Here is a 21,115-nt window from a genome sequence, read left to right on the forward strand (position 1 = left end):
GCAAGCGCCGCCCCGGATCCTTGGGAGGATAATTCGAACCGGCGGTCAGGCCGCCTTTACTTCCTCGGCGACGGCGTCGGCCTGACGCGCTGCCTTGAGCACCTTGGCCCACCAGGCAACGTCGTTGACCAGAGCCGTGGCGGCCTGGTTCAGATGCTCGAGGTCTTCCAGCTTCTTCTCGCCCTGGCGGACGGCGAGGAAATCGCCCCAGGCGATATGGACGGCCGACTTGACCGGCGCCATCTGCAATTCGACGGCATGAAGGCGGAGCTGTTCGACGGCGCGAGCGCCACCGACGCTGCCATAGCCGACGAAGCCGGCCGGCTTCTTGTTCCATTCATTGGCGGCGTAGTCGATGGCATTCTTCAGCACGGCGGTCGGGCCATGATTGTATTCGGCGGCGGTGAAGATGAAGCCGTCGAATTCGGCGACCTTCTTCTGCCAGCGCTGTGCCACTTCGTTCTGCGACGGCGCCCATGCGGAGGATGCGACTTCGTCGAAGAACGGCAGCGGGAAGTCGCGAAGGTCGACGATCTCGACATCGATGTCGGCATGCGACTTGGCGATCTTGGCGATCCACTGGGTTGGCACATCGGCGAAACGAGCGGCGCGCGTCGATCCGACGACGATGGCAATTTTGGGTTTGGACATAAGGGCTCTCCTTGCACGAAGTACTGGTATCATTTGGATACCTGCGCTATATGAGATACTGCAAACGCGATGCACAAGAAGGCACTTTTTTGTTACCGAGGCACCCACACCGCTCCGAAGACTGCCGCGCCATCTCGGAAATCCTGCAGCGCGTCGGCGACAAATGGACCGTTCTGGTCGTCGGCAAGCTGGGCGACGGACCGCTGCGTTTCAACGAATTGCGCGCAGCCGTCGGCGGCATCTCGCAGAAGATGCTGACCACCACCTTGCGCGGGCTGGAGCGTGACGGCTTCGTCACCCGCACCGTGTTTCCAACCATTCCGCCGCGCGTCGATTATGAGCTGACCGAGCTCGGCCACGAGCTGCTGATCCCCGTCAGCGCACTGAGCGAATGGGCGCGCGCCAACACCATGCGCGTCAAGGCGGCGCGCGAGAAATTCGACGGCGCCCGCGTCTGAAACCCTTGCGCGGCAAGGGATTCAGCCCCGCACGCAACATCCGGCTTGTCTGATCGGAAATTCTATCTCGGCTGCGCGGATCGTTGAACCGAATGCACGCGCCGGTTTGGCTGGCGGATTGCCGCTCATGCGGTCCCCTGACGGCTGCCGCTCAGGCTCCTGATGCGCGCACATCGCATCGCGCGGCGGCACAGGTATCACACCGTGCGCCCCGCTCGCCAGGAGCCTGTCCTCCACGCGTGCAGGCGACGCGCGAGATGTCTTCCTTCACCTCCGCGTAAGCGGTCACGCCGAGCAGGCAGGTCGTCGCGACCAGGGCCGCCACGAGCCAACCGTTCAGCAGATGTTGACGCATTGTCTCTCCTCCGATTGCAGCAGGATCGGGCATGGAGGCAACCGTTGGATGTCACGAAAAGCGCCTCCCGCACGGGCGCTGTTACAAATGACCAAGCCTGGGAGAAACGGCTTGCGTCAGCCTTCGGCGGGAACCGCTTTCGGTTTGCCCTCGCCATCCAGCGCCACCATGACGAAATCGGCATGGGTGACCTTCTCCATCAGGTCGGAGAGGTAGCGCTGCGCCCAGGCCTCGACCTTGAGCGTCATCGAGGTGCGGCCGACGCGCTCGACATGGGTGTAGATGCACAGCGTGTCGCCGATCTTCATCGCCTTGGCGAACGACATCTCCTTCACCGCCGCCGTCACCACGCGGCCCTTGGCGCGCTCGGCGGCGCGGATGCCGCAGGCCAGGTCCATCTGCGCCATCACCCAGCCGCCGAAAATGTCGCCGGCCGCATTGGCGTCCGAAGGCATGGCCAGGGTGCGCAGCGTCAGATCGCCAAGCGGCCGTCCTTCAGCGTAGTGCACCATGCGAGAAATCCTTCGAGACCGGCTGCCCTCGATCCCGTATCGTCACGGCGCCCGAAGGTCAACGCGCCACGGCATGGCCACGAGGCCCCGGAGCTTCTCCCGATAGGAATTTTTTCTTGACTCGGTGACCTCAGCTATGGTACATTTTTGCCTATGGTGCTGATTTGCGCCAGTGACCCGCCGCACAGGCGGGTTTTTCGTTTGATGCACCGTCAGCCAACGCCCGGCAAAGGTTGATCAGAAATAGCGCCTGAGATTCGTGCGAATGCGATCGAGCACGCTGTCTCCGGAAAGATCCGGCGAGAATTCCTTGCCCGTGATCGCCTCATAGGCCTGCGCGTAAACCCGCGAGGCCTGTTCGACGATCTCGTCGGGTATTTTGGGGATCGGGTCGCTATAGGGATCGCAGCGCACCGAGACCCACGAGCGGATGAAATCCTTGTCGAAACTCTCCGGCCGGCTGCCGCTGGCGAGCGCCTGTTCGTAACTCGATGCGATCCAATACCGGCTGCTGTCCGGGGTGTGGATTTCATCGGCAAGAATGATGGTCCCATCCTTGTCGGTGCCGAATTCGTACTTCGTGTCGGCGAGGATCAGGCCGCGTTCCGCGGCGCGCTGCTGGCCGCAGCCGAACAGCCGCAAGGCGTAGTCCGACACGGTGTCCCACTGCGCTGGCGTAAGCAGGCCCTGCTCGATAATCTCCGCTTTGGACAGCGGTTCGTCATGGCCGCCATGCGCGGCCTTGCTGGTCGGCGTGATGATCGGCTCCGCCAGTCTTTCATTGTCGCGCAGGCCATCCGCCAGGCGGATGCCGTACATGTCACGGTCACCGCGCTTGTAGCGAGTCAGGATCGAGGTGCTGGTGGTTCCCGCCAGATAGCCGCGCACGACGATCTCGACCGGCAGGATGTCGAGCCTTGTGCCGACGACGACGTTCGGGTCGGGGTATTCGAGAACATGGTTGGGGCAGATGTCGGCGGTTTCCTCGAACCAGTAGCGCGCCGTCTGGGTCAGTATCTCTCCCTTATAGGGGATCGAGGTCAGGATGATGTCGAAGGCACTGAGCCGGTCGGTGGCGATGATGATGCGCCGGCCATCCGCCAGATCGTAGTTTTCGCGGACCTTGCCGCTGTAGTGGCCCGGCAGTTCGGGGATGAACGCGTCAGGGAGGGTCCGCATATGATTTCCTGCCTTCCGCAGAGTGGGCCAGAGCATAATTCCGAAAAGTTATGCGCCAAGATAGTGCCATCGCATAGGCTGTCGGGACGATAGATATCAAGCGCGATTGTCGGGAATCCCCGCAAACCTGATCGGTTCGACGGTCGCTTTTTTCACAACTGATGCCGGATGGCGCGGCGACTTCGGAATGCCGTCGCGTCTAGGCTGCAGCCAATCTTTCGGAGCCTCCCATTTCCATCATGCAGACCTATGATTTCATCATCGTCGGCTCCGGCTCGGCCGGCTCGGTCCTGGCCGAAAAACTCTCGGCCTCGGGGCGCTTCTCGGTGCTGGTGCTGGAGGCCGGCGGCACCGACCGCCGCTTCTACGTGCAGATGCCGCTCGGCTACGGCAAGACCTTCTTCGATCCCGCGGTCAACTGGAACTACAAGGCAGAGCCGGATCCCGGCCTCGCCGGCAATGCCGACCACTGGCCGCGCGGCAAGCTGCTTGGCGGCTCAAGCTCAATCAACGCCATGGTCTGGATCCGGGGTGCGCGCGAGGATTTCGATGCCTGGGCCGCCGCCGGCAATCCAGGCTGGGGCTATGACGACCTCTTGCCCGCCTTCAAGGCGCTCGAGGACAACCAGGCCGGCGCCGATGCATGGCGCGGCACGGGGGGCCCGCTGCATGTCACCGACTGTTCGAACGCCGTCCATCCGCTGACCCAGCGCTATCTCGCCGCCGGCCAGCAGGCCGGCCTGCCGCTCAACCCGGATTTCAACGGCGCCGCCCAGGAAGGCGTCGGCATCTACCAGATCTCGACCCGCAACGGCCGCCGCATGTCGGCGGCGCGCGCTTTCCTGCGTCCGGCGATGAAGCGCGGGAATGTCCGCGTCGAGATGAAGGCGCTGGCGACCAGGGTGCTGTTCGAGGGGAAGCGTGCCATCGGCGTCGAATACCAGCAGAACGGCGAGACGAAGTCGGCGCGTGCCGGTCGCGAAGTCATCCTGTCGGGCGGCTCGGTCAACTCGCCGCAATTGCTGCAGCTGTCCGGCGTCGGGCCTTCCGCGCTGCTGAAAGGCCTGGGCATCCGGATGGTCCACGCCAACGAGAATGTCGGCGCGCATCTGCAGGATCATGTCGGCATCAACTACACCTTCAAGGGCAAGCTGCCGACGCTCAACCAGACGCTGCGTCCCTGGTGGGGCAAGCTGCTGGTCGGCATGCAATATATCCTGACCCGTTCGGGCCCGCTGTCGCTGTCGATGAACAATGCCGGTGGCTTCTTCCGCACCGACCCGGCGGCGACGCGGCCCAACATGCAGCTCTATTTCCAGGCGTTCTCGACCGTCATTCCCAAAAGCGGCGAGCGCCCGATCCTGACGCCGGACCCATGGCCGGGCTTTTCCATCGGCCTGTCCAACTGCCGCCCGTCGAGCCGTGGCGAGATCATGATCCGCTCGGCCAACCCGCGCGAGTACCCCAGGATAACGGCCAATGCCTACTCCACCAATGCCGATGTCGAGGAGATGCTGGCGGCGGTGAAATTCGTCCGCAAGATCGCCTCGATGCCTGCCATGGCCGAGATCATCGAGGAAGAGGTTTTGCCAGGCCCGTCAATCACTTCCGATGCAGACCTGATTCAGGATTTCAGGAAGCGCTCGGGCACCGTCTATCATCCGGTCTCGACCTGCCGCATGGGGCCCGATCCGGCGCGCGCCGTCGTCGACCCGCGTCTCAAGGTGCACGGCATCGACGGCCTGCGCGTCATCGACGCCTCGATCTTCCCCGACAACATCACCGGCAACACCAACGCCGCCTCGATCATGACCGGTTGGAAGGGCGCCGAACTGGTTCTGGAGGACCAAAAATGAAGATCACCGACGTCAAGACCTGGGTTGTCGACAATCCGCCGCCCGGCATCGGCGGCAAGTATTTCATCTTCGTCAAGTTGACCACCGATGGCGGCGTCGTCGGCTATGGCGAGGCCTACAACGCCACCTTCTCCGCCCATGTTACCGCCCGGATGGTCGAGGACATGGCCGAGCGCTATCTCGTCGGCCGCGATCCGCACGACATCGAGAACTTCTTCCGCCGCGCCTATTCGTCCGGCTTCACCCAGCGGCCCGACGTGTCAGGCATGGGCTGCTTCTCGGCGCTGGAAATGGCCTGCTGGGACATCATCGGCAAGGAGGCCGACAAGCCGGTCTACAAACTGCTCGGCGGCCAGGTGCACGAAACGCTGCGTTCCTACACCTATCTTTATCCGCACACCGGCAGCGTCCACTCCGAGGATGCGCACGGCAAGAACGTCTACAACGACCCCGATCTCGCCGCCGCCTGCGCGCTCGAATATGTCGAACAGGGGTTCAACGCCGTCAAACTGGACCCGGCCGGCCCCTACACCGCCTTCGACGGCCACCAGCCGCGTCTTGTCGATATCGACCTGTCCACCCGCATGATCAAGGCGATCCGCGAGGCGGTCGGCACCCGCGCCGACATCCTGTTTGGCACGCACGGCCAGTTCACAGCGTCCGGCGCGCTGCGCATGGCGCGCGCCATCGAGCCCTATGATCCCTTGTGGTTCGAGGAGCCGGTGCCGCCTGACATGCCTGAGGTCATGGCGCAAGTGGCCCGCGCGACCTCGATCCCGATCGCCACCGGCGAACGGCTGACCACCAAATTCGAGTTCGCCCGCGTCATCGAGAACCGCGCCGCGACCATCCTGCAGCCGGACCTTGGCCGCTCCGGCGGCATTCTCGAAACCAAGAAGATCGCGGCGATGGCCGAGGCCTACCACATCCAGGTCGCCCCTCACTGCTATTGCGGGCCGATCGTCGGTGCGGCCAACATCCAGCTGGCGGTGACACTGCCCAACTTCCTCATCCTGGAATCGCTGAAGCAGTGGGACGGTTTCCATGCCACGCTCTTGAAGAAGAAGATCGAGTGGCAGGACGGCAATGTCATCCCCTCGAGGGAGCCCGGCCTCGGCGTCGAATTGAACGAAGCGGTCTGCGACGCGCATCCCTATACGGGCAAGGACCTGCATCTGCAGATGATGCAGACCCCGCTGATGCCGTGAGCGAGAGCTACGCCTTCATCGGCCTTGGCCATCTCGGCGGCAACCTTGCCGCCAGCCTGATCCGCAACGGCTTTGCCGTCACCGTCTTCGACCGCGATCCCGCCGCCGTCGAGCGCCTGGTGGCGCTCGGCGCCACTGCCGCGAGCAGCCCGGCCGAGGCCGCCGCCCGGGCCGGCAAGGCCATCACGTGCCTGCCTTCGCCCAAGGTCAGCGAAGCGGTGCTGGCCGGACCCGGCGGATTGCTTGAGGGCCTTCCCAAGGGCGGCACCTGGATCGAGATGTCGACCAACGGCCGCGACGAGATTCTTCGCCTTGCGGCCCTCGCCTCGGCCAGGGGCGTCGAGACGCTGGAATGCCCGGTCACCGGTGGCGTGCATCTGGCGGCGGCTGGCAAGATCACCGCGCTGGTCGGCGGCGATCCAGCGCTCTACGAACGTCATCGGCCGGCCATCGAGGCGATGTGCGCAAAGTCGTTCCTGATGGGTCCGGTCGGCTCGGCGGCGGTGATCAAGGTGATCACCAACATGCTCGCCTTCATCCATCTCGTCGCCGCCGGCGAGGCGCTGATGTTGGCCAAACAAGGCGGGCTCGACCTCGCCCAGTCCTACCATGCCATCTCAGCCTCCTCCGGCAACAGCTTCGTCCATGAGACCGAAAGCCAGCTCATCTTGAACGGCTCCTACGACATCGGCTTCACCATGGATCTGGCGCTGAAGGACCTCGGCTTCGCGCTGGCGATGGGCAGGGAATTCAGACTGCCGCTCCAACTGGCGCCGCTTGTGAGTGAGATTTTCCAGATGGGCAAACAGGAATATGGCGGCAGCGCCTGGTCCACCCAGATCGTCAAACTGCTCGAGGATGCCGTCGATGCCGACCTGCGCGCACCCGGTTTTCCGGCCAAGCTGGAACTCTGACATCAGCCAGTTATCAAGCGATTTCAGGACGTTGGATTGATGGGCGGATTCATCTGAATCAATCTGTCAACGGCTTGATTCAGTATCTGAGCGTCAATGCACCCGGCAGGATCTCGAAGGTCGCGGGTATGCGTCCCGGCGACTCGCCGTCTATATCGACCAGCGCGCCATTCTCTGACGCATCGCCGAGCGGCTCGACCACCACTTTCCTGCCGCGCAGGATGGTGATCGCCGGATGGTTGCGGTGCCGGCCGCCATAGAGCAGCCGGATGTCCCAGATCAGCTTCAGCTTGCCGGCGGCGCGCAGGATGACGATGTCGAACTGCCCGTCGGTCAGGTCGGCATCCGGCGCGATCATCATGCCGCCGCCGAAGAACTTTCCATTGGCGACCGCCACCAGCGCCATGCGCGCTTCGACGGGTGCGCCGCCGTCGACCGTGATCCTGACGTCCTGAAAACGGTAGCGGATGAACTCCACCACGGTGCGCCACAGGAACAGTGCCTTGGCCGACATCCTGCCCTTGCGCTTGTCGGCATTGACGGCGCGGTCGGTGGCGCCGGAAAGTCCCAGACTGGCGATGTTGATGAAGTGCCGGCTGGCCAGCGCGCCGTGATCGTCGATGTAGCCGATGCGCCCGGCATCGACCTTGCGACCCTTGGCTTCGGCCAACCGCTTCAGCACGGCATCCACCTCTTTCGGCAGGCCGAGCCCGCGCGCGAAATCGATGCCGGTGCCGCACGGCAACAGGCCAAGTTCAGTGATCCGGCCGCTCTCCTGGGCCGCCTGCAGAAGCCCGTCGGCCACTTCGCTGGCGGTGCCGTCACCGCCGGCCGCAATCACCAGATCGAAGCCAATCATTGCGAGATCGATTGCCAGCCTTTCGGCATCGCCTTCGGCCTGCGTTTCGCGCAGCTCGAATTCGCCGAAATGCTTTTTCAGCGACACGGCGACATCAGGCCAATGCCGTTTCAGCCGGCCGCCACCGGCAATCGGGTTGAGAACCACTCCGACTTTCAAAATACCCGCCCTCCCCGGCGCCGGACATGCAGGTCCGATCCTTTGCCGGCATTGAAGCCCGCGACCACCGGCGGAGCAAGGGGCGCTGTCGGCTCGTACGCAAAAAAGCGGGCGGGCTGTCTAAAGCAGCCGGCGCTCGAATTCCCCGGTTTGTGGCTAACGATCCCCGGTAATCCCGCTATCCACAGGGCAGCGGCCATTCCCCAGGACTCTTACCCGGCGTACATTAAACCCATCTCAGGCGGCTACCGATCATCAAGCCGAAAGGCGAAGTGAAAGGCGGATTTCCTGAGGCCCGTACGGCCCGAAGCGAGAGCAGGCTTGCCTGTTTCGAGGGACGGAGCCGAGACCTACGGGGCCGCGGAAAGCGTGCCAACGCCGACGGCGGACCGATGCTGCCATGAAGGACGGCAAAAACCTTCGATGGTGCGCAGGGCAAAGCTCGCAAGGGTGGAGACCGGCGTGGTCCCGAACGGACGCTGCTCTCGGGCGGCGGACTGGCAGGACCGTCAAAATCAAGGCCGGCAAGGCGCGACGACTTTACGGAAGTTGCTGCCGCGACCGTGTCCTGATCTGACAGGGAGGCGCTGGGAGAAATCCCGGCGCCGACTGTCTTTTTGGCCCCCCGATGCCCTTTGGCGGCGATCTTGCGAGCGCCGCTTCTCCACGCGCTAAAATCGGTTAGTATCGCCTGGTCAGAGCCCGTTTGAAAACGCGCTCTGCCGAGTCGGATGGCGTGGTTTTCGAGAACCGAAGCGCAGCGGACCTTTGAGTCCGTGAGCATCGGAAGCGCAGAAAACCGCGTCAGGCGGCCGGCAGAGTAGCGTTTACAAATGGGCTTGTAGAAGGGGGATACTTCATGACGCTCGTCCAGAAGCTTGCCGTTGCCTATGCCTTCCTGTTCTTCGGCGTCGTCGCCATCGGCTACATACCGGCCTTCAACGATGCCGACGGCAATCTGTTCGGCCTGTTCTCGCTGCAATGGTACGACGACCTGCTGCACGCCTTCTCCGGCGTCTGGGCGCTGGCCGCCGCCTTCATCTCGCACCGCCAGGCAGTGTTCTATTTCAAGCTGTTCGGCTCGGTCTACCTTTTCGACGGCGTGCTCGGGCTGGTCACCGGTTCCGGCTGCCTCGATGCCGGTATCTTCATCAACGGCTTCCGCTCTCTCAACGATATCGAATTCCCGGCCCGCTTCTTCGCCAACCTGCCGCACATCGTCATTGGCGGCTTCGCCGTCTATGTCGGCTTCCGGCTGGCCAGGCGCGTACACGACCACTTCGCCACGGCCTGATCGGGCATGTTCCTGTTCCGCTGGCTGAAGCGCCTCATCAAGACGATCCTCTGGCTGATCGTCGTCGTCATCCTCATCCCGATCGCCGGGCTGAGCTACGGCTTCCTGACGACGTCGTCGCTCGACAAGACGCCGCTGCCCGGCATTGCCGACGGCGCCCCGCCTAAGGCGCTGGCCGACAAGGTCCGCGCCGAGATCCCCGGCTACCAGCGGCCGGAGGAATCGACCTTCCTCACCTATCCGGAATGGGCGATCGTCTACGCCGCACGCGAATATGCCGGCTTCGTCGACAAGGACCAGCCGAGCGGCTTCCCCTACTGGTCCTATATCGGCCGCTTCTGGCAGGACTACGCCATGGTGATCCGCGCCAGCGCTCCCTACAAATTCAACTATGCCAACCACCAGATGCTGGTTATCATCGGCACCAGCCACTCGATCGAGCATATATTGCAGTGGGCCTATGAGAACACGGTCGGCCGCATCACCGAGGCGACAACGGCCAAGCGCACCGCCGCCGACATTTATCAGGCCAAGGTCGCGGCGGACTATGCCGCGTTTCTCGACCAGGTGCCCTGGTATCAGTTCCCGTATGCCGACAAGCGTGCCGGCCTGTTTGCCGTGCAGCCGGCGCCGGGCGACAGCTCGATCCGCACCAGCGAACGCAAGCTGGCGTTCGGCCTCGCCGACACCATCAAGCAGGGCTATGCCGACCTGATAAAAAAGGCCCTCGCTGCCACGATGGACCCCGCCTTGCTCGACATCCATGTCTGGGCCAAGGGGCCCGTCGGCGAAGCCACGCGCAACGAGCCCGACACCTTGCTCGAACGCGACATGGGCGCTGACGGCACCATCTTCGTCACCAGGCGCTATCAGGTCTTCACCGAAATGATCCTGCGCCTGATCGACAAGGGCGTCTCCTTCGTCGAGATCGGCGGCAATGACGAGATCATGGCCACGGTGCTCTCCACCGATACGATCGCCATTCCCGAAGGCATGCGCATCCTGTTCAGCTATCCGCTGCCGGCCGATCAATCCACGCGCCGCACCGGCATGATCGTTGCCGTGCGCAAGCTGCATCTCGTGTTGCCGGCGCTGATCAAGTCCGGCGCCAGGCTCGAACACGTCTACGATTACTGAGGCCTTTCGGTCACGCCCGGCCAAGATTACGCATTTCCTGGCCTCCGTCACGCCCATTCCACAATCGCGGCCAAATCCCGCCTTGTTCGCGCGCGAAGGAATGGGAAGAAATGGAAGGGCTGCCGGGGGGCATCTCGAAGGGACAAGACCGTGATCAAGACCGCCCTTGTCGCCATGACCATTGTCGGCTGCGACTGTGACGCCAAGCTTTGCGAATATATCGGCGAGACGCCGGCCAAATGGTCGACCGTCGCCGAGTGCGAAGCCGCGATGAAGAGCCAGATGCTGCACGAGCGCAATTTCAACTATCCGCTCGTCTCCGGCATTTGCCGCACGAAGGGTTCGTCGTCCTCCTCGCAACTGGCCGCGACCGCATCGCGCCCGGAACTGAAGCCCGCCAGCCGCGTCGTCAGAACCGAAAGCCCGCTGCCGCCGGAACTCAGCCACCGGCCGAGCGTCTCGGTCGGTTCGCCGACGACCGCCATGGAAGCCGACGCCGCCCGGCCCGTTGCCTATGAACAGGTGGTCGATGGCGGAACCGGTGTGCTCTATCGCACCAAGAACGGCTACGCCGTGGTCAAGACCGATCTCGGCCGCGCCGCCTCGGCAACCGCCGACGCCGCGAAGCGCTCTGTGAACTGGCTGGCTGGCCTGATGCCGAAGGGGCTGTAGGCCCGCTGGCGTCTCAGTTCGACGATCGCGTGATCAGGCAGGCACATAGGTCAACCTGATCACGTCGTCGCCAATCAAATCGCTGGCCACAAAGCGAAGCGGCGGCCGGGGGCCGGCGAAGAATGGCTTGCCATGACCAAGCACGAACGGATGGAGGTAGAGTTGGTACGCATCGACAAGACCAAGGTCGGTCAGGCTTCGCGCCAGGCCTGGTCCAGAAACTGAAATCTCCCCGACGAGCTCAGCCTTAAGCCCGCGTATCACCGCCTCGACGTCATCCGCGACAAGTGTTGCGTTGGGGCCGACCGACTTCAGCGAGCGCGACACAACCCACTTCGGTTGGCTCCGCCACGCCGCCGCGAATTCATGCGCCTCCGCACTCCACTCAGCATGGTCTTCGTCCCAATAGCGCATGACCTCGTACATGCCGCGCCCGTACACACTGCCGCTCAAATTGCGCACTTGCTCTATCCAGTGACGAAAGATCGTCGGGCCCGACGGCATTTTCTGGTGGTCGACATAGCCGTCGAGTGACTGGTTCATTCTGAAAATGAGCTTCGCCATGCTGCAGGATCTCCAACCCGGGGTCTTCAGAATAACTTGAGCCGCCGTTACGCAAAACCCCAGCCGAAATCCAAACTGAGACACGATCCTAGTCCGGCCTGAACCTGATTTTCAGGCTCTGCCAGAACTTGTCGACAAGCGGCTTTTCGGTCGCTGCATCCTCGCCGGCAATGCGGGTGATGAACAGCAGCCCCCGATCGGCAGGCCGAAGCCGACGATCTCGAAATCGGCGGTGTCGGTGCGTGTCTTCACCTCGGCCCGGATCCCGGTCAATTCCTTGCCGTCGGCGAGTTTGCGCGTGGTCGGCCCCTGCGTCAGCTTGGCGCCGGCCTGCACCGATTGCCTGGTCATCTCCTGCAGCATCAATTGGTTGAGCGACACCGGATTCATGGCGCCATACTCCTGCACGACGACGATCGTGCCCAGCGCCGAGGCCATCAGATACTGCGTGATGTCATCGCCGAGATCGGTCTTGGTCACCGAAATGCCGCTGGGGTGGACGAAGGAAAAATCGCTGCCGGAAAAGGTAGCGAAGTCGTTGCGCTCGAGCATCACCTTGCTCTGCTTGCCGCCGGGCAGCGTCACATCGGCGCTCTCGCCGGGATCGATATCGACCGTCACGCCGTCGATGGTCAGCTTGAAGGCCTTGAGATCCTCGCCTCCGGCAGGGCCAGCGCACAGCGCGATGAGGATGAGTGCCGCCGCCGATACCATCCGCATGGCTGTTCTCCTGCTTCTTACGACACCCCGCTCAGCGCCTTGATGGCACGGTAGAAGGTCGAGGAAAACAGTTCCGTCGGGTCATACTGCCGCTTCGCCGCCAGGAAGGCCGGCAGTTCGGGATAGGAGGCCAGCAATTCCCTGGCCGTATAATGCAGCTGGTAAGGCAGGAAGAAGCGCCCGCCATGCTTGATCGTCACGTCGATCAGCGCCCGCGTCAGCGCCCGCATCCTGGCATTGCCGTCGGCATCGGTCGGCTGGTTGACGTAGAGCACCAGCGAATAGGCCGGCTCCGGCGCGTAGGTCAGCGCCACATCCTCCCTGTGGACGATGCGCACCGAAGCATTGAGCACCGGCAGCGTCTGCTTGCGCAGGATCTCGCGCGCTTCCGCGATGAATTCGACATAGGCGGCACGCGGAATAAAATATTCGTGCAGGATGTCGGTCTCTTCCATCTGATCGTTGAACAGATAGGGCACCGAATCGTGCATCGGGTTGTTGCGGGTAACGAGACAGGCCTCGCCCTCGGCCATGGCCGAGGTGCGCGCCACCGTGCAGCTTTCGAATTTCGGCTCCAGTGTCTTTTCGGTGAACCACTTCAATTCCTGGAACAGGCTGCCCCATTTCGCCAGGTTGATGATCACCCGCTTCAACCCGACCGATCCCGGTTCGCCGATCTCGGGCTGATCGGCCGGCGGCCGCTCGGCCACCTTGTCGTAACGGTAGACGATCATGTCCTCGAGGAAGTTGCCGGGCGCCGTCGACAGATGGCCGTAGAACAGGCCGATATCCTTGTTCGGCTCCAGCACCTTGGCGAAGAATTCCGGAAAATCGTCCGATTTGATGATTTCGCGCGAGGTGCGGTAGACGGCGTTGTCGACGATATCGAGCGTCGCCTCCAGCACCACGCCGAACAGGCCGTAACCGCCGACGACGTGGCGGAACAGATCGATGTTCTCGGTCGGCGAGCAGGTCGTCACCGAACCGTCGGCCAGCATCACCCGCATCGAGCGGATCGAGCCCGCCACCGAACCCGCCTGGTGGTCCATGCCATGCGCATTGACCGACAGCGAACCGCCGACCGAGAAGATGTCGGTCGACTGCATCGCCTTCACCGCGAAGTGCGGATGCAGAAGGTTCTGGATGTCATGCCAGCGCGCGCCCGGCTGCAAGGTCATGGTCCTGGCCGCCGCATCGACGGTGACCCTGTTGAACTTTCTGAGGTCGAGCACCAGCGCGTTGTCGTCGAAGGCATGCCCGCCCATGGAATGGCGGATGGCGGCCAGCGATATTTTCAGCCCATTGGCACGCGCGAAGGCCAGGGCCTTGGCGATGTGCTCGTCCCCGCTGACCTCGACCACGCCGTAGACCGGCGTCATCGACAGGCCGCTGGCATCGTTGATGTCACCACCCTTTGCCGACCAGGGCAGTGACGCATCGAAGGCCGGCGCATTGTCCAGCGGCTTCAGAGGCAGCGCGAAGCCGTCTATATCGGCTATCCGTCCTGCGTTCTTCGGCCCCGAAGGTCCGCGTGCCAGCCGCGCCACCGTGTTGCCGCCCCACAGCACCGCGCCGCCGACGACAGCCGCACCCAGCAGCAATCGCCGCGACAGGCGAAACCCTTTTTGCTCGTCGGCCATGACTATCCCCCGCTGGCCAAGGGATAGCGCGGCTCTTTGGCAAAAACCATAGCGGCGCCGCCGGGACGGCGTTTTGCCTGGCGTCGAGGGTGGAGGGCACGAAATGGCCGGTCCCCTGAGGACCGGCCAGAATGGAACAGGGTCTGAAATTGCGTCAGCAGGCTTGCCGACGAACGACGCTGACGCCTTACGAGGCCTTCTTGATCGACGTCACGATGCCGGTCTTGTCATCGACGGTCACCGCCACCTTGGCGCCGACCTTCAGTTTCCCGATCGTCGCTTCGGGCGACAGCTGGTAGATCTTGCCGTCGTCGAGGGTGATCGACTTGGTCGTCGGATCGACGGCCAGAATGGTGCCCTGAACGGTCGCGGCATAAGCGGTGCCGAGGAAGGCGAGCAGAGCAGCGGTGGTTGCGAGGGTCTTCTTCATTGGTAAGCACTCCGTGCTGTTTCACTTTTCCGGACCGCCGCCTTGGGAAACGACAGCACCGGACGGCCTGAAACTGGACGGAAAGCGCACCCTCCGCAAATCACATTGGGTGAATTTTCGCAAATAATATCATAGGCTTAATTCCGACACATTATCTGCGACCTAGATCATTTCAGGCCGCTTCGGCTCCCCCAATGAACGCACTTCTGTCCGCGAAAAGAGTCACTTGGCCGATTGTGACGGGCGGCTTTCGATCACCACGCAGCCGCCGCAATCCATCTCGGGCAGCATCACGAAACAGAGCGCTGACCGATCGTCGATACACATTTTGTTTCGCGGATCAGTTCAAAAACCGCCACGCCAACGCTGATCAAACTCGCGCTACGGTTGCAAACCGACGTCGAATGCGGGATGGTGTCGACCGTTGACATGAAGGGGGGCCTTCCATGAAGCTTGCAGTCCGGACTGCGATGTCCCTGATGCTGGCGCTTGCTCCAGGATTGGCCGGCGCACAAGCCACGGATCCGGGCGACGACAAAACAATTATCTTCACTCCCGGCGACCCAGAGATGGCAGCGGCGACCGCGCAGGCGCTCGCCAGCCTGGACGACTTCCTGGCACTGTCCGAGGCGCCTCCCGCCGACACAGAGAGGTTCAAATTGAAGGTCAAGGTACGGGACGGCAACGTCACCGAACACTTCTGGGTCATACCGTTCCGCCGCACCGAAACCGGATTTGTCGGCATATTGGCAAACCAGCCGGAGGAAGTGCACAACGTCGTCCTCGGCCAGAACATAGAATTCACCAGGGACGATATTTCCGACTGGGGATACACACGCGGCGGACGTCAGGTCGGCAGCTTCACCGTGTGCGTCATGTTCAACAAAATGTCGAAAGAAGAGGCGGACTACATGCGTGACAAATACGGCTTCGAGTGCTGAAAGCGCAGCCCGATCAACCCGCTTCGTCCTTCGCGCCGATCTTGCGCACAAGTGCCGCCGTCGCCAGCATCGCGCCCATGTCCGATATCATCGGCGCGACATGCCTGCTGTAGTCGAGCGGCACCGAAATATCCGGCAGCTCGAAGAAGTTCTTCGTCTGCGGCAACAGCAGGAAACCATCGCTGCCGTTGAGCGCGACGCGGGCTGGGTCGTCCGGCCAGGTTTCGCCAAGCCATTTCAGCGCCTGCGCCAGCCGGCCGCTCACCAATGGCTGTGCCGCCCCGAGATTGTCGGTGCGGAACTCGTAGGCGGCATCGAGCAAAGCATCGCCGCTGGACAGCTCTTGCAGCTTGCTGGCAAATATGCCTCGAAAGAAGCTGATCACCGCGTTGGTCCGCCGCGTCGCCACCAATATGCCGGGAAACGGCGCGATGGTCTCGAAAGCGACGATGACGCCCTGGAAGGCGGTCGAGGAGCCCTTGCCCGACCCTTCCCGCAGATGCGCCTCGTACAGTTCGAACGGAAACCCCTCATAGCGGCCCGCCACGATGTCGTCGAACGCCTGCCGGTTGAACGGACCAACCGCCGTGCGCGGCAACCGGTCGAAGGAATTCGGCGTCACGCCATGCTGGTAGCGCATGTCGGCGATGAAGCCGAATATGATCGGCAGCAGCGTCTCGCGGAACGATTGCTGCAGCCGCGTCGCCGGTTTCCTGGCCTGGAAATAGAGCAGGATCGAAGCCGCGAAGCCGATCACATAGAGAAATACATGCGGCGTCGAGACCCATTGCTCGTTGGGGTCGGCGACCTTGTTGAACAGCCAGGCGACCAGCACCACGGCCACCAGCACCAGCCCCACGAACACCGGCACCCGCCAGCGCACCTGCCGGACCGCCGAAGCCCTCGCCGCTTCATAGGCCTCGATGTCTTTTCGGATGCCGGCGATGACCGTTTCGCTCGGCATGAAATCCGCTGATTCCACCGCTACCCCCGCAATCCTGCCTCTGCGGGAGCATGATAGTTGGTTTTGCAAGGGCCGCCAGATGGTTAAGCGGGAACGCCTTCATCGGTTGGTGGAGAAGGAAAGATCGCTTTCAGTCGCTCCGCGACCTTGTCACGCATTCGGCCCTCCAAAGCCTCCACCAACACCAGCCGCTCGTGGTCGCCAGCGCGCAGGCGCATGAAGGGATGCATCCGGTAAGACGCGATCCTGCCGCGCGTCCCGGCATCGGCACTGACATCGACAACGAGGATAGAGCCGATGCGGCCCGGCCATGGCTGCCGGGCAAAGGCGGTACCGAGGAAATCGCCGAGCCCATAGGCGACGATCGTCCCGTCAATCTTTTCCACCGGCTGCACGACATGGGCATGATGGCCGGCGATCAGCCTGACGCCCTGCCCGGCCAGCCGCCTGGCCAGCGCTCGCGTCCCGTCGCGCGGAAAATGTCGGAACTCCCAGTCCCAATGCGGCACGGCGCAGAGAAGGTCCAAGCCAGCGGGTGGCCAGCTCGCCGGATCGCTGTCCATCGAAACGCGCCCGGCAAACAGTTTTTCATCGGCGTTCCGCCACAGCGTGAAGGCGGCGAAGCCGATATCAACCGATCCAACCTGGATCGGCACAACCGGACCGTCGGCCAGGCCGATCGTGCGGATGCCGAGCCGCAGCAACGCCGCGATTGTCCCGTCGAAACCGGCGATGCCCTGATCCAGCACATGGTTGTTGGCCAGCGACAGCACGAGTTTTTCGCGCGCAACACCAACCGCCGTCAGCGCCTCGGCCAGGAACGGCTCGCTCATCGCATGATGCGTGCCGAGCCTTGTGCCCAGCACCGCGCTTGGCCTGTCCACAACAGGGCTTTCGCAATTGCCGATCACCAGATCGGCAGCGCCGAGCAGCGCCTTGATCGCCGGATCGCAATCCGGCGCGCTGCGGTTGGCCACTGCCGAGATGTCGCCGACAAAGGCAAGCCGCACCGCTTGCTTCGGCGGTGGATCCATCAGCGTCCCGGCCATCGGCGCAAAGTCTTGAGCGTCGCCGGCCAGTGACGGCTTCAGGAAACGCGGCAGCCAGGACAGCTTGTAGGAAAACGGATAATTCGACACGCGATGCCCAATTGTTTGCCCTGTGTAGACCGTCCGCGGGGCGGGTTGAAGCGCGACGCTGCAAATGGTGTATGTTTGCACTGCGCGACAAACATTTGGGGGAAAAGATGACACGACTGGCAGGCCTGCTGACATCCGCTTTCATTCTGCTCCTGCCGCTGTCTTCCGCGTCGGCGGCAATGCCAGAAGCGGCAACCACACTGTTCAAGGCGAAGACCGTGGCCGCGCGCGACACCGCTCTCTCGACGCTGGAGGCTGCCGCGCCAAAAGACCCGGCATCCGCCTATGCGGCCGGGGCGGGCGAGTTCTTTACCGCACTGGAGATCCTGGCCACCGGCCTGCACCGTCATGGTTTCGAAAGCCCGCAATCCTTCATGCTGCCGCTGATGCGGTTGCCGGTGCCCGACAATCCCAATCCCGAGCCGCTCACTTACGAGCAGTTCCGCGCCATCCTGGTCGGCTTCCGTGACCGGCTGGAGAAATCCGCAGCCACGTTTGCCTCGGTGCCGCCCGATGCCGATATCGGCATGGTCATCGATCTCACCCATGCCGGCATCGACCTCAACGAGGACGGCAACATCGCGCCGGACGAGAGCATGGCGGCGATCATCGCCTCACTCTCGCGCGGCGGTATCTCGTCGGACGCCGCCGCCCCCACGCTCACCTTCCGCTTCGACCGCGCCGACGGCTACTGGCTGCAGGGCTATGCCGAGTTCCTGATGGCGCAGGCCGATTTCTGGCTGGCGCATGATTTCAGGAGCACCTTCGACGGCTCGTTTCACATGCTGTTCCCGCGCGCCAAATTGCCGCTGCAGGATATTCTGGTGCCGCCGGCCGGCGACATGGGCTCGAGCATCTTCTCCTCGGAATGGCGCATCGCCGATTTCATCTCGATGGTGCATCTCGTCAACTGGCCGGTGATCGAACCGGAGCGCCGGCAAGCGGCGCGCCGCCACCTGCTGGAAATGATCCGGCTGTCGCGCGAGGACTGGAAGGCGATCCGCGCCGAGACCGACAATGACCGCGAATGGCTGCCTGGACCGCAGCAGAAGGGCGAGAACCCGCTCACCGGCCTCGAAGTCGGCGAGGAGCAGGTCCAGGCCTGGCTCGCCGCCTTGACCATGGCCGAGGATCTCCTGGAAGGCCGCAAGCTGCTGCCGCATTTCCGCGTCACCGCCAGTACTGGGCTTGGCATCAACATGAAGCGCTTCTTCGACGAGCCAAAAAACTTCGATCTCGTGCTGTCGATCACCGGCCCGGCCATCGCGCCCTACCTCGAAAGCGGCGAGCTCGCGACCAGCGACGATTTCGACCAGATCCAGCGCCAGTTCGGCGGCGGCGGGTTTTTGACGTTTGCGCTTTGGTTCAACTGAGGGTGGGCCGTTTGAGGCCGCCTTCCCGCGAGAAATCTAGCATGGCAGGCGACAGTTTTACCGGAAACACGCGCGCCTTTTGTAGGCAGGTCTGCCGGCAGTCGGTTCGCTGCATACACCGCGCGGAGGCGCTGCGTAAAAATTAGCAGTGGCTGTTTTGCTTGACTCGGCCGCCAAAAACAGGCAGCAAAACCAGGTCGGAAGGGCGACAACACCACTTTCCTGGCCGTGGACGAAGGCTGATTTGGCCAAAATCCACATCTCGTCGTTGGTTTTGAGAGGAATTGATTAACCAACTTTGTCCATATTTTGAAGCAATCGGCAACCAACTACAGACGCGGCAAACGCGTCGGGGACCACCTGGGATCACTCACAGAATGGTCGTCGCGGCTCTCAAGGCCACGTACGGGGAAACCGATTGAAGCGAGATTGGTTGCATGGCGTTGTTGAGTACACACAAAAAAAACCGGGGACAGCGTGAGGGCGGCGAGTTCGTCGATGCTCCACGTTCCCCTTCCTTCAACGCTGGCCGGGTGGCCCGCTGGGTCGCGCTGCCTTGCGTCAGCACCGCCATCGGCCTTTGGTTGATCGGCACCATGGCTGGCCTCAGTTCCGTCGGCGCCTCTCTATCGGCAACTTCGGTTGGCCTGCCCCAGACACTGTCGACACCGGGATCGCTCGCACTTGCCGATCCGCTGAAACAGCACTTTTTGAAAGCACCCTTCGTGCTGGCCAACGCCAATGGCGGCACTCAGGCCCTGCATGATCATTCGGTGCAGTGCGGCGCCAGCTGTTTCAAGCTGGCCAGGGTAAGCGCTGGGGCGGAAAAATCCGGACGCCTTGTAGCGCAGGCAAAGCCGATGCCCGCCGCCGTGAAGTCGAAGGCGCAGGAGCGCTTCGAACGCATGGAAGCGTCGCTTTCGCCGATGAAGCTGGCCGCTGCCTTTGCCGACGCCGGAAAGCCTGCCGCCAATGCCAACACCCGCCCGGTGATCTCCACAGTCGCACCGCGAATTGCCGAGGCGTCGTTGGTGCCCTCCGTCCAGCTCACAGCCAGCCTGTCCGATAACATGCCAGTTCCGGCGGCCGAACGTTTCGCCCGGCTGGATACCGACTCGGTGGTCGTTCAGACCGCACCGCCTCCGATGGGCTTTGCCCAATCCGGTACGCCGGACAATTCGCAGTTGGCGCTTGCTCTGGTGCAGTCCCTGCCGGCCGATGACGAGGCGTTCGCCTCACCACTGCCGATCGAGGAATCGTCAGCCGATGTCGTGGTTTCACCCGTCGAAACCCAGCAGGATCAACCCGGCGATGCCGCCTCCCTGCCGGACGCTCTGACCGACGACGTGCCGTTGCCGACCCGGCGTCCGCAATTCGACGCGCCGCAGCCCAAAGTGGTCCAGCAGGAGCCTAAGTCCGTCCAGGAGCCTAAGTCCGTCCAGCAGCCGAAATCCGTTCAGCAGCCGAAGCCGGCACGCGAGACGGTCCAGCAGGTCCAGCCGGCAAAACCGACGCGGCAAGGCCGGCCGGCCGATGGCGGCGATGTGCTGGCCTATGCCAAGCCCGACACGCCCTCGGGCGGCCTTGGCAAGGCGTTCAGGAACCTCTTCAACTCGCCAGCCGCCAGGAGCGGAGCCGGCAATGGCGTCGCCGTGTACGACATCAGCAGCGCGACCGTCTACATGCCTGACGGCTCGAGGCTGGAGGCGCATTCAGGCATCGGCGCCATGGCGGACCAGCCGCGTTATGCCGACCAGAAGAATCGCGGACCCACGCCGCCCAACACCTACAATCTGTCGATGCGCGAGTCGCGCTTCCACGGAGTGGAGGCCTTGCGCCTGACACCGGTCGATGGCCGCAACAAATACAATCGCAACGGCCTGCTGGCCCATACCTACCTGCTCCGGGGCCGCTACGCCCAGTCGAGCGGCTGCGTCGCCTTCAAGGACTATGCGCGCTTCCTCGCCGCTTTCAAGAAGGGCAAAATCAAACGCCTCGTCGTGGTGCCGCGCCTGAACGGGTCGGCGACGCAGGTCGCATCAGCCGCCAGGGGCGTGTAACGACAAGAGGCTTTCGGGCGCCTTCCCGCT

At 63.1% G+C, this 21,115-nt stretch carries 21 protein-coding genes; 10 read left to right on the plus strand and 11 right to left on the minus strand.

What is annotated here, in order from left to right:
- Positions 1-45: 45 nt before the first annotated feature.
- The gene (locus LB559_RS24300) at positions 46-651 is read right to left on the minus strand and encodes an NADPH-dependent FMN reductase (protein WP_013530052.1); all 606 of its coding nucleotides are present in this window, start codon (positions 649-651) and stop codon (positions 46-48) included.
- A gap of 89 nt (positions 652-740) precedes the next feature.
- Here LB559_RS24300 and LB559_RS24305 point away from each other — a divergent pair, with 89 nt between their 5' ends.
- Positions 741-1,109 (plus strand): winged helix-turn-helix transcriptional regulator, encoded by a 369-nt coding sequence (locus LB559_RS24305; protein ID WP_024504168.1) that lies wholly within the window; start codon positions 741-743, stop codon positions 1,107-1,109.
- Between the two features lie 151 nt (positions 1,110-1,260).
- Here LB559_RS24305 and LB559_RS24310 read toward each other — a convergent pair whose 3' ends face one another.
- From LB559_RS24310 to LB559_RS24320, 3 genes are all read right to left on the minus strand, one after another.
- Positions 1,261-1,464 carry a hypothetical protein gene (locus LB559_RS24310; RefSeq protein WP_081714341.1) on the minus strand — a complete coding sequence of 68 codons (204 nt, stop codon included), beginning with the start codon at positions 1,462-1,464 and terminating at the stop codon, positions 1,261-1,263.
- A 116-nt stretch (positions 1,465-1,580) separates the two neighbouring features.
- Complete coding sequence (locus LB559_RS24315) at positions 1,581-1,976, minus strand: acyl-CoA thioesterase (RefSeq protein WP_024504171.1); 396 nt, start codon at positions 1,974-1,976, stop codon at positions 1,581-1,583.
- Between the two features lie 237 nt (positions 1,977-2,213).
- Positions 2,214-3,155 (minus strand): phosphoribosylaminoimidazolesuccinocarboxamide synthase, encoded by a 942-nt coding sequence (locus LB559_RS24320; protein ID WP_224675168.1) that lies wholly within the window; start codon positions 3,153-3,155, stop codon positions 2,214-2,216.
- A gap of 239 nt (positions 3,156-3,394) precedes the next feature.
- On the opposite strand from LB559_RS24320, the gene LB559_RS24325 reads away from it, so the two are divergent.
- From LB559_RS24325 to LB559_RS24335, 3 genes are read left to right on the plus strand one after another with little or no spacing between them, the layout of a single operon-like run.
- A complete protein-coding gene (locus tag LB559_RS24325) occupies positions 3,395-5,011 on the plus strand; it encodes a GMC family oxidoreductase (RefSeq protein ID WP_224675169.1) in 1,617 nt (538 codons plus the stop codon).
- Entirely contained in the window at positions 5,008-6,219 is a 1,212-nt protein-coding gene (locus LB559_RS24330; RefSeq protein ID WP_224675170.1) for a mandelate racemase/muconate lactonizing enzyme family protein, read from the plus strand. Before LB559_RS24325 ends, LB559_RS24330 begins: the two co-directional genes overlap by 4 nt.
- A complete protein-coding gene (locus LB559_RS24335; RefSeq protein WP_224675171.1) occupies positions 6,216-7,133 on the plus strand; it encodes an NAD(P)-dependent oxidoreductase in 918 nt (305 codons plus the stop codon). Before LB559_RS24330 ends, LB559_RS24335 begins: the two co-directional genes overlap by 4 nt.
- A gap of 79 nt (positions 7,134-7,212) precedes the next feature.
- Here the strand turns inward: LB559_RS24335 and LB559_RS24340 are convergent, their stop codons facing one another.
- Complete coding sequence (locus tag LB559_RS24340) at positions 7,213-8,151, minus strand: diacylglycerol/lipid kinase family protein (protein ID WP_063172920.1); 939 nt, start codon at positions 8,149-8,151, stop codon at positions 7,213-7,215.
- Between the two features lie 859 nt (positions 8,152-9,010).
- Here LB559_RS24340 and LB559_RS24345 point away from each other — a divergent pair.
- The 3 genes from LB559_RS24345 (at position 9,011) to LB559_RS24355 (ending at position 11,254) form a co-directional block, all read left to right on the plus strand.
- Positions 9,011-9,445 (plus strand): DUF4383 domain-containing protein, encoded by a 435-nt coding sequence (locus LB559_RS24345; RefSeq protein ID WP_013530043.1) that lies wholly within the window; start codon positions 9,011-9,013, stop codon positions 9,443-9,445.
- A 6-nt stretch (positions 9,446-9,451) separates the two neighbouring features.
- Positions 9,452-10,582: a hypothetical protein gene (locus LB559_RS24350; RefSeq protein WP_224675172.1), complete on the plus strand. Its 1,131-nt coding sequence runs from the start codon at positions 9,452-9,454 to the stop codon at positions 10,580-10,582.
- A gap of 150 nt (positions 10,583-10,732) precedes the next feature.
- Positions 10,733-11,254: a hypothetical protein gene (locus tag LB559_RS24355; RefSeq protein ID WP_013530041.1), complete on the plus strand. Its 522-nt coding sequence runs from the start codon at positions 10,733-10,735 to the stop codon at positions 11,252-11,254.
- 33 nt (positions 11,255-11,287) lie between these two features.
- Here LB559_RS24355 and LB559_RS24360 read toward each other — a convergent pair whose 3' ends face one another.
- From LB559_RS24360 to LB559_RS24375, 4 genes are all read right to left on the minus strand, one after another.
- Positions 11,288-11,818: a dihydrofolate reductase family protein gene (locus LB559_RS24360; protein WP_224675173.1), complete on the minus strand. Its 531-nt coding sequence runs from the start codon at positions 11,816-11,818 to the stop codon at positions 11,288-11,290.
- Between the two features lie 111 nt (positions 11,819-11,929).
- Positions 11,930-12,538 (minus strand): hypothetical protein, encoded by a 609-nt coding sequence (locus LB559_RS24365; protein WP_224675174.1) that lies wholly within the window; start codon positions 12,536-12,538, stop codon positions 11,930-11,932.
- 17 nt (positions 12,539-12,555) lie between these two features.
- Entirely contained in the window at positions 12,556-14,178 is a 1,623-nt protein-coding gene (locus LB559_RS24370; RefSeq protein ID WP_224675175.1) for an FAD-binding oxidoreductase, read from the minus strand.
- A 187-nt stretch (positions 14,179-14,365) separates the two neighbouring features.
- A complete protein-coding gene (locus LB559_RS24375; protein ID WP_224675176.1) occupies positions 14,366-14,608 on the minus strand; it encodes a DUF1344 domain-containing protein in 243 nt (80 codons plus the stop codon).
- Between the two features lie 446 nt (positions 14,609-15,054).
- On the opposite strand from LB559_RS24375, the gene LB559_RS24380 reads away from it, so the two are divergent.
- Entirely contained in the window at positions 15,055-15,549 is a 495-nt protein-coding gene (locus tag LB559_RS24380; RefSeq protein WP_013530036.1) for a YegJ family protein, read from the plus strand.
- Positions 15,550-15,562: 13 nt separating this feature from the next.
- Here the strand turns inward: LB559_RS24380 and LB559_RS24385 are convergent, their stop codons facing one another.
- Together LB559_RS24385 and LB559_RS24390 are read right to left on the minus strand one after the other, a co-directional pair.
- Positions 15,563-16,513: a DUF3137 domain-containing protein gene (locus LB559_RS24385; protein ID WP_164747158.1), complete on the minus strand. Its 951-nt coding sequence runs from the start codon at positions 16,511-16,513 to the stop codon at positions 15,563-15,565.
- An 83-nt stretch (positions 16,514-16,596) separates the two neighbouring features.
- Entirely contained in the window at positions 16,597-17,652 is a 1,056-nt protein-coding gene (locus LB559_RS24390) for a CapA family protein (protein ID WP_224675177.1), read from the minus strand.
- Between the two features lie 107 nt (positions 17,653-17,759).
- Here LB559_RS24390 and LB559_RS24395 point away from each other — a divergent pair, with 107 nt between their 5' ends.
- Together LB559_RS24395 and LB559_RS24400 are read left to right on the plus strand one after the other, a co-directional pair.
- Positions 17,760-19,025, plus strand: coding sequence for a hypothetical protein (locus LB559_RS24395; protein WP_224675178.1), 1,266 nt, complete (start codon positions 17,760-17,762; stop codon positions 19,023-19,025).
- 437 nt (positions 19,026-19,462) lie between these two features.
- The gene (locus LB559_RS24400) at positions 19,463-21,085 is read left to right on the plus strand and encodes a DUF2778 domain-containing protein (protein ID WP_224675179.1); all 1,623 of its coding nucleotides are present in this window, start codon (positions 19,463-19,465) and stop codon (positions 21,083-21,085) included.
- The last annotated feature ends 30 nt before the right edge of the window (positions 21,086-21,115 follow it).

This window comes from Mesorhizobium sp. BR1-1-3 (assembly GCF_020165455.1).
In the GTDB taxonomy this organism is placed as follows: Bacteria; Pseudomonadota; Alphaproteobacteria; order Rhizobiales; family Rhizobiaceae; genus Mesorhizobium; species Mesorhizobium ciceri.

Bases quoted from the DNA above. Each gene is read 5' to 3' on its own strand.
- LB559_RS24300 (WP_013530052.1), bottom strand. From the start codon at position 651: ATGTCCAAACCCAAAATTGCCATCGTCGTCGGATCGACGCGCGCCGCT.
- LB559_RS24310 (WP_081714341.1), bottom strand. From the start codon at position 1,464: ATGCGTCAACATCTGCTGAACGGTTGGCTCGTGGCGGCCCTGGTCGCG.
- LB559_RS24315 (WP_024504171.1), bottom strand. From the start codon at position 1,976: ATGGTGCACTACGCTGAAGGACGGCCGCTTGGCGATCTGACGCTGCGC.
- LB559_RS24320 (WP_224675168.1), bottom strand. From the start codon at position 3,155: ATGCGGACCCTCCCTGACGCGTTCATCCCCGAACTGCCGGGCCACTAC.
- LB559_RS24325 (WP_224675169.1), top strand. From the start codon at position 3,395: ATGCAGACCTATGATTTCATCATCGTCGGCTCCGGCTCGGCCGGCTCG.
- LB559_RS24330 (WP_224675170.1), top strand. From the start codon at position 5,008: ATGAAGATCACCGACGTCAAGACCTGGGTTGTCGACAATCCGCCGCCC.
- LB559_RS24345 (WP_013530043.1), top strand. From the start codon at position 9,011: ATGACGCTCGTCCAGAAGCTTGCCGTTGCCTATGCCTTCCTGTTCTTC.
- LB559_RS24350 (WP_224675172.1), top strand. From the start codon at position 9,452: ATGTTCCTGTTCCGCTGGCTGAAGCGCCTCATCAAGACGATCCTCTGG.
- LB559_RS24360 (WP_224675173.1), bottom strand. From the start codon at position 11,818: ATGGCGAAGCTCATTTTCAGAATGAACCAGTCACTCGACGGCTATGTC.
- LB559_RS24365 (WP_224675174.1), bottom strand. From the start codon at position 12,538: ATGCGGATGGTATCGGCGGCGGCACTCATCCTCATCGCGCTGTGCGCT.
- LB559_RS24370 (WP_224675175.1), bottom strand. From the start codon at position 14,178: ATGGCCGACGAGCAAAAAGGGTTTCGCCTGTCGCGGCGATTGCTGCTG.
- LB559_RS24375 (WP_224675176.1), bottom strand. From the start codon at position 14,608: ATGAAGAAGACCCTCGCAACCACCGCTGCTCTGCTCGCCTTCCTCGGC.
- LB559_RS24380 (WP_013530036.1), top strand. From the start codon at position 15,055: ATGAAGCTTGCAGTCCGGACTGCGATGTCCCTGATGCTGGCGCTTGCT.
- LB559_RS24385 (WP_164747158.1), bottom strand. From the start codon at position 16,513: ATGCCGAGCGAAACGGTCATCGCCGGCATCCGAAAAGACATCGAGGCC.
- LB559_RS24395 (WP_224675178.1), top strand. From the start codon at position 17,760: ATGACACGACTGGCAGGCCTGCTGACATCCGCTTTCATTCTGCTCCTG.
- LB559_RS24400 (WP_224675179.1), top strand. From the start codon at position 19,463: ATGGCGTTGTTGAGTACACACAAAAAAAACCGGGGACAGCGTGAGGGC.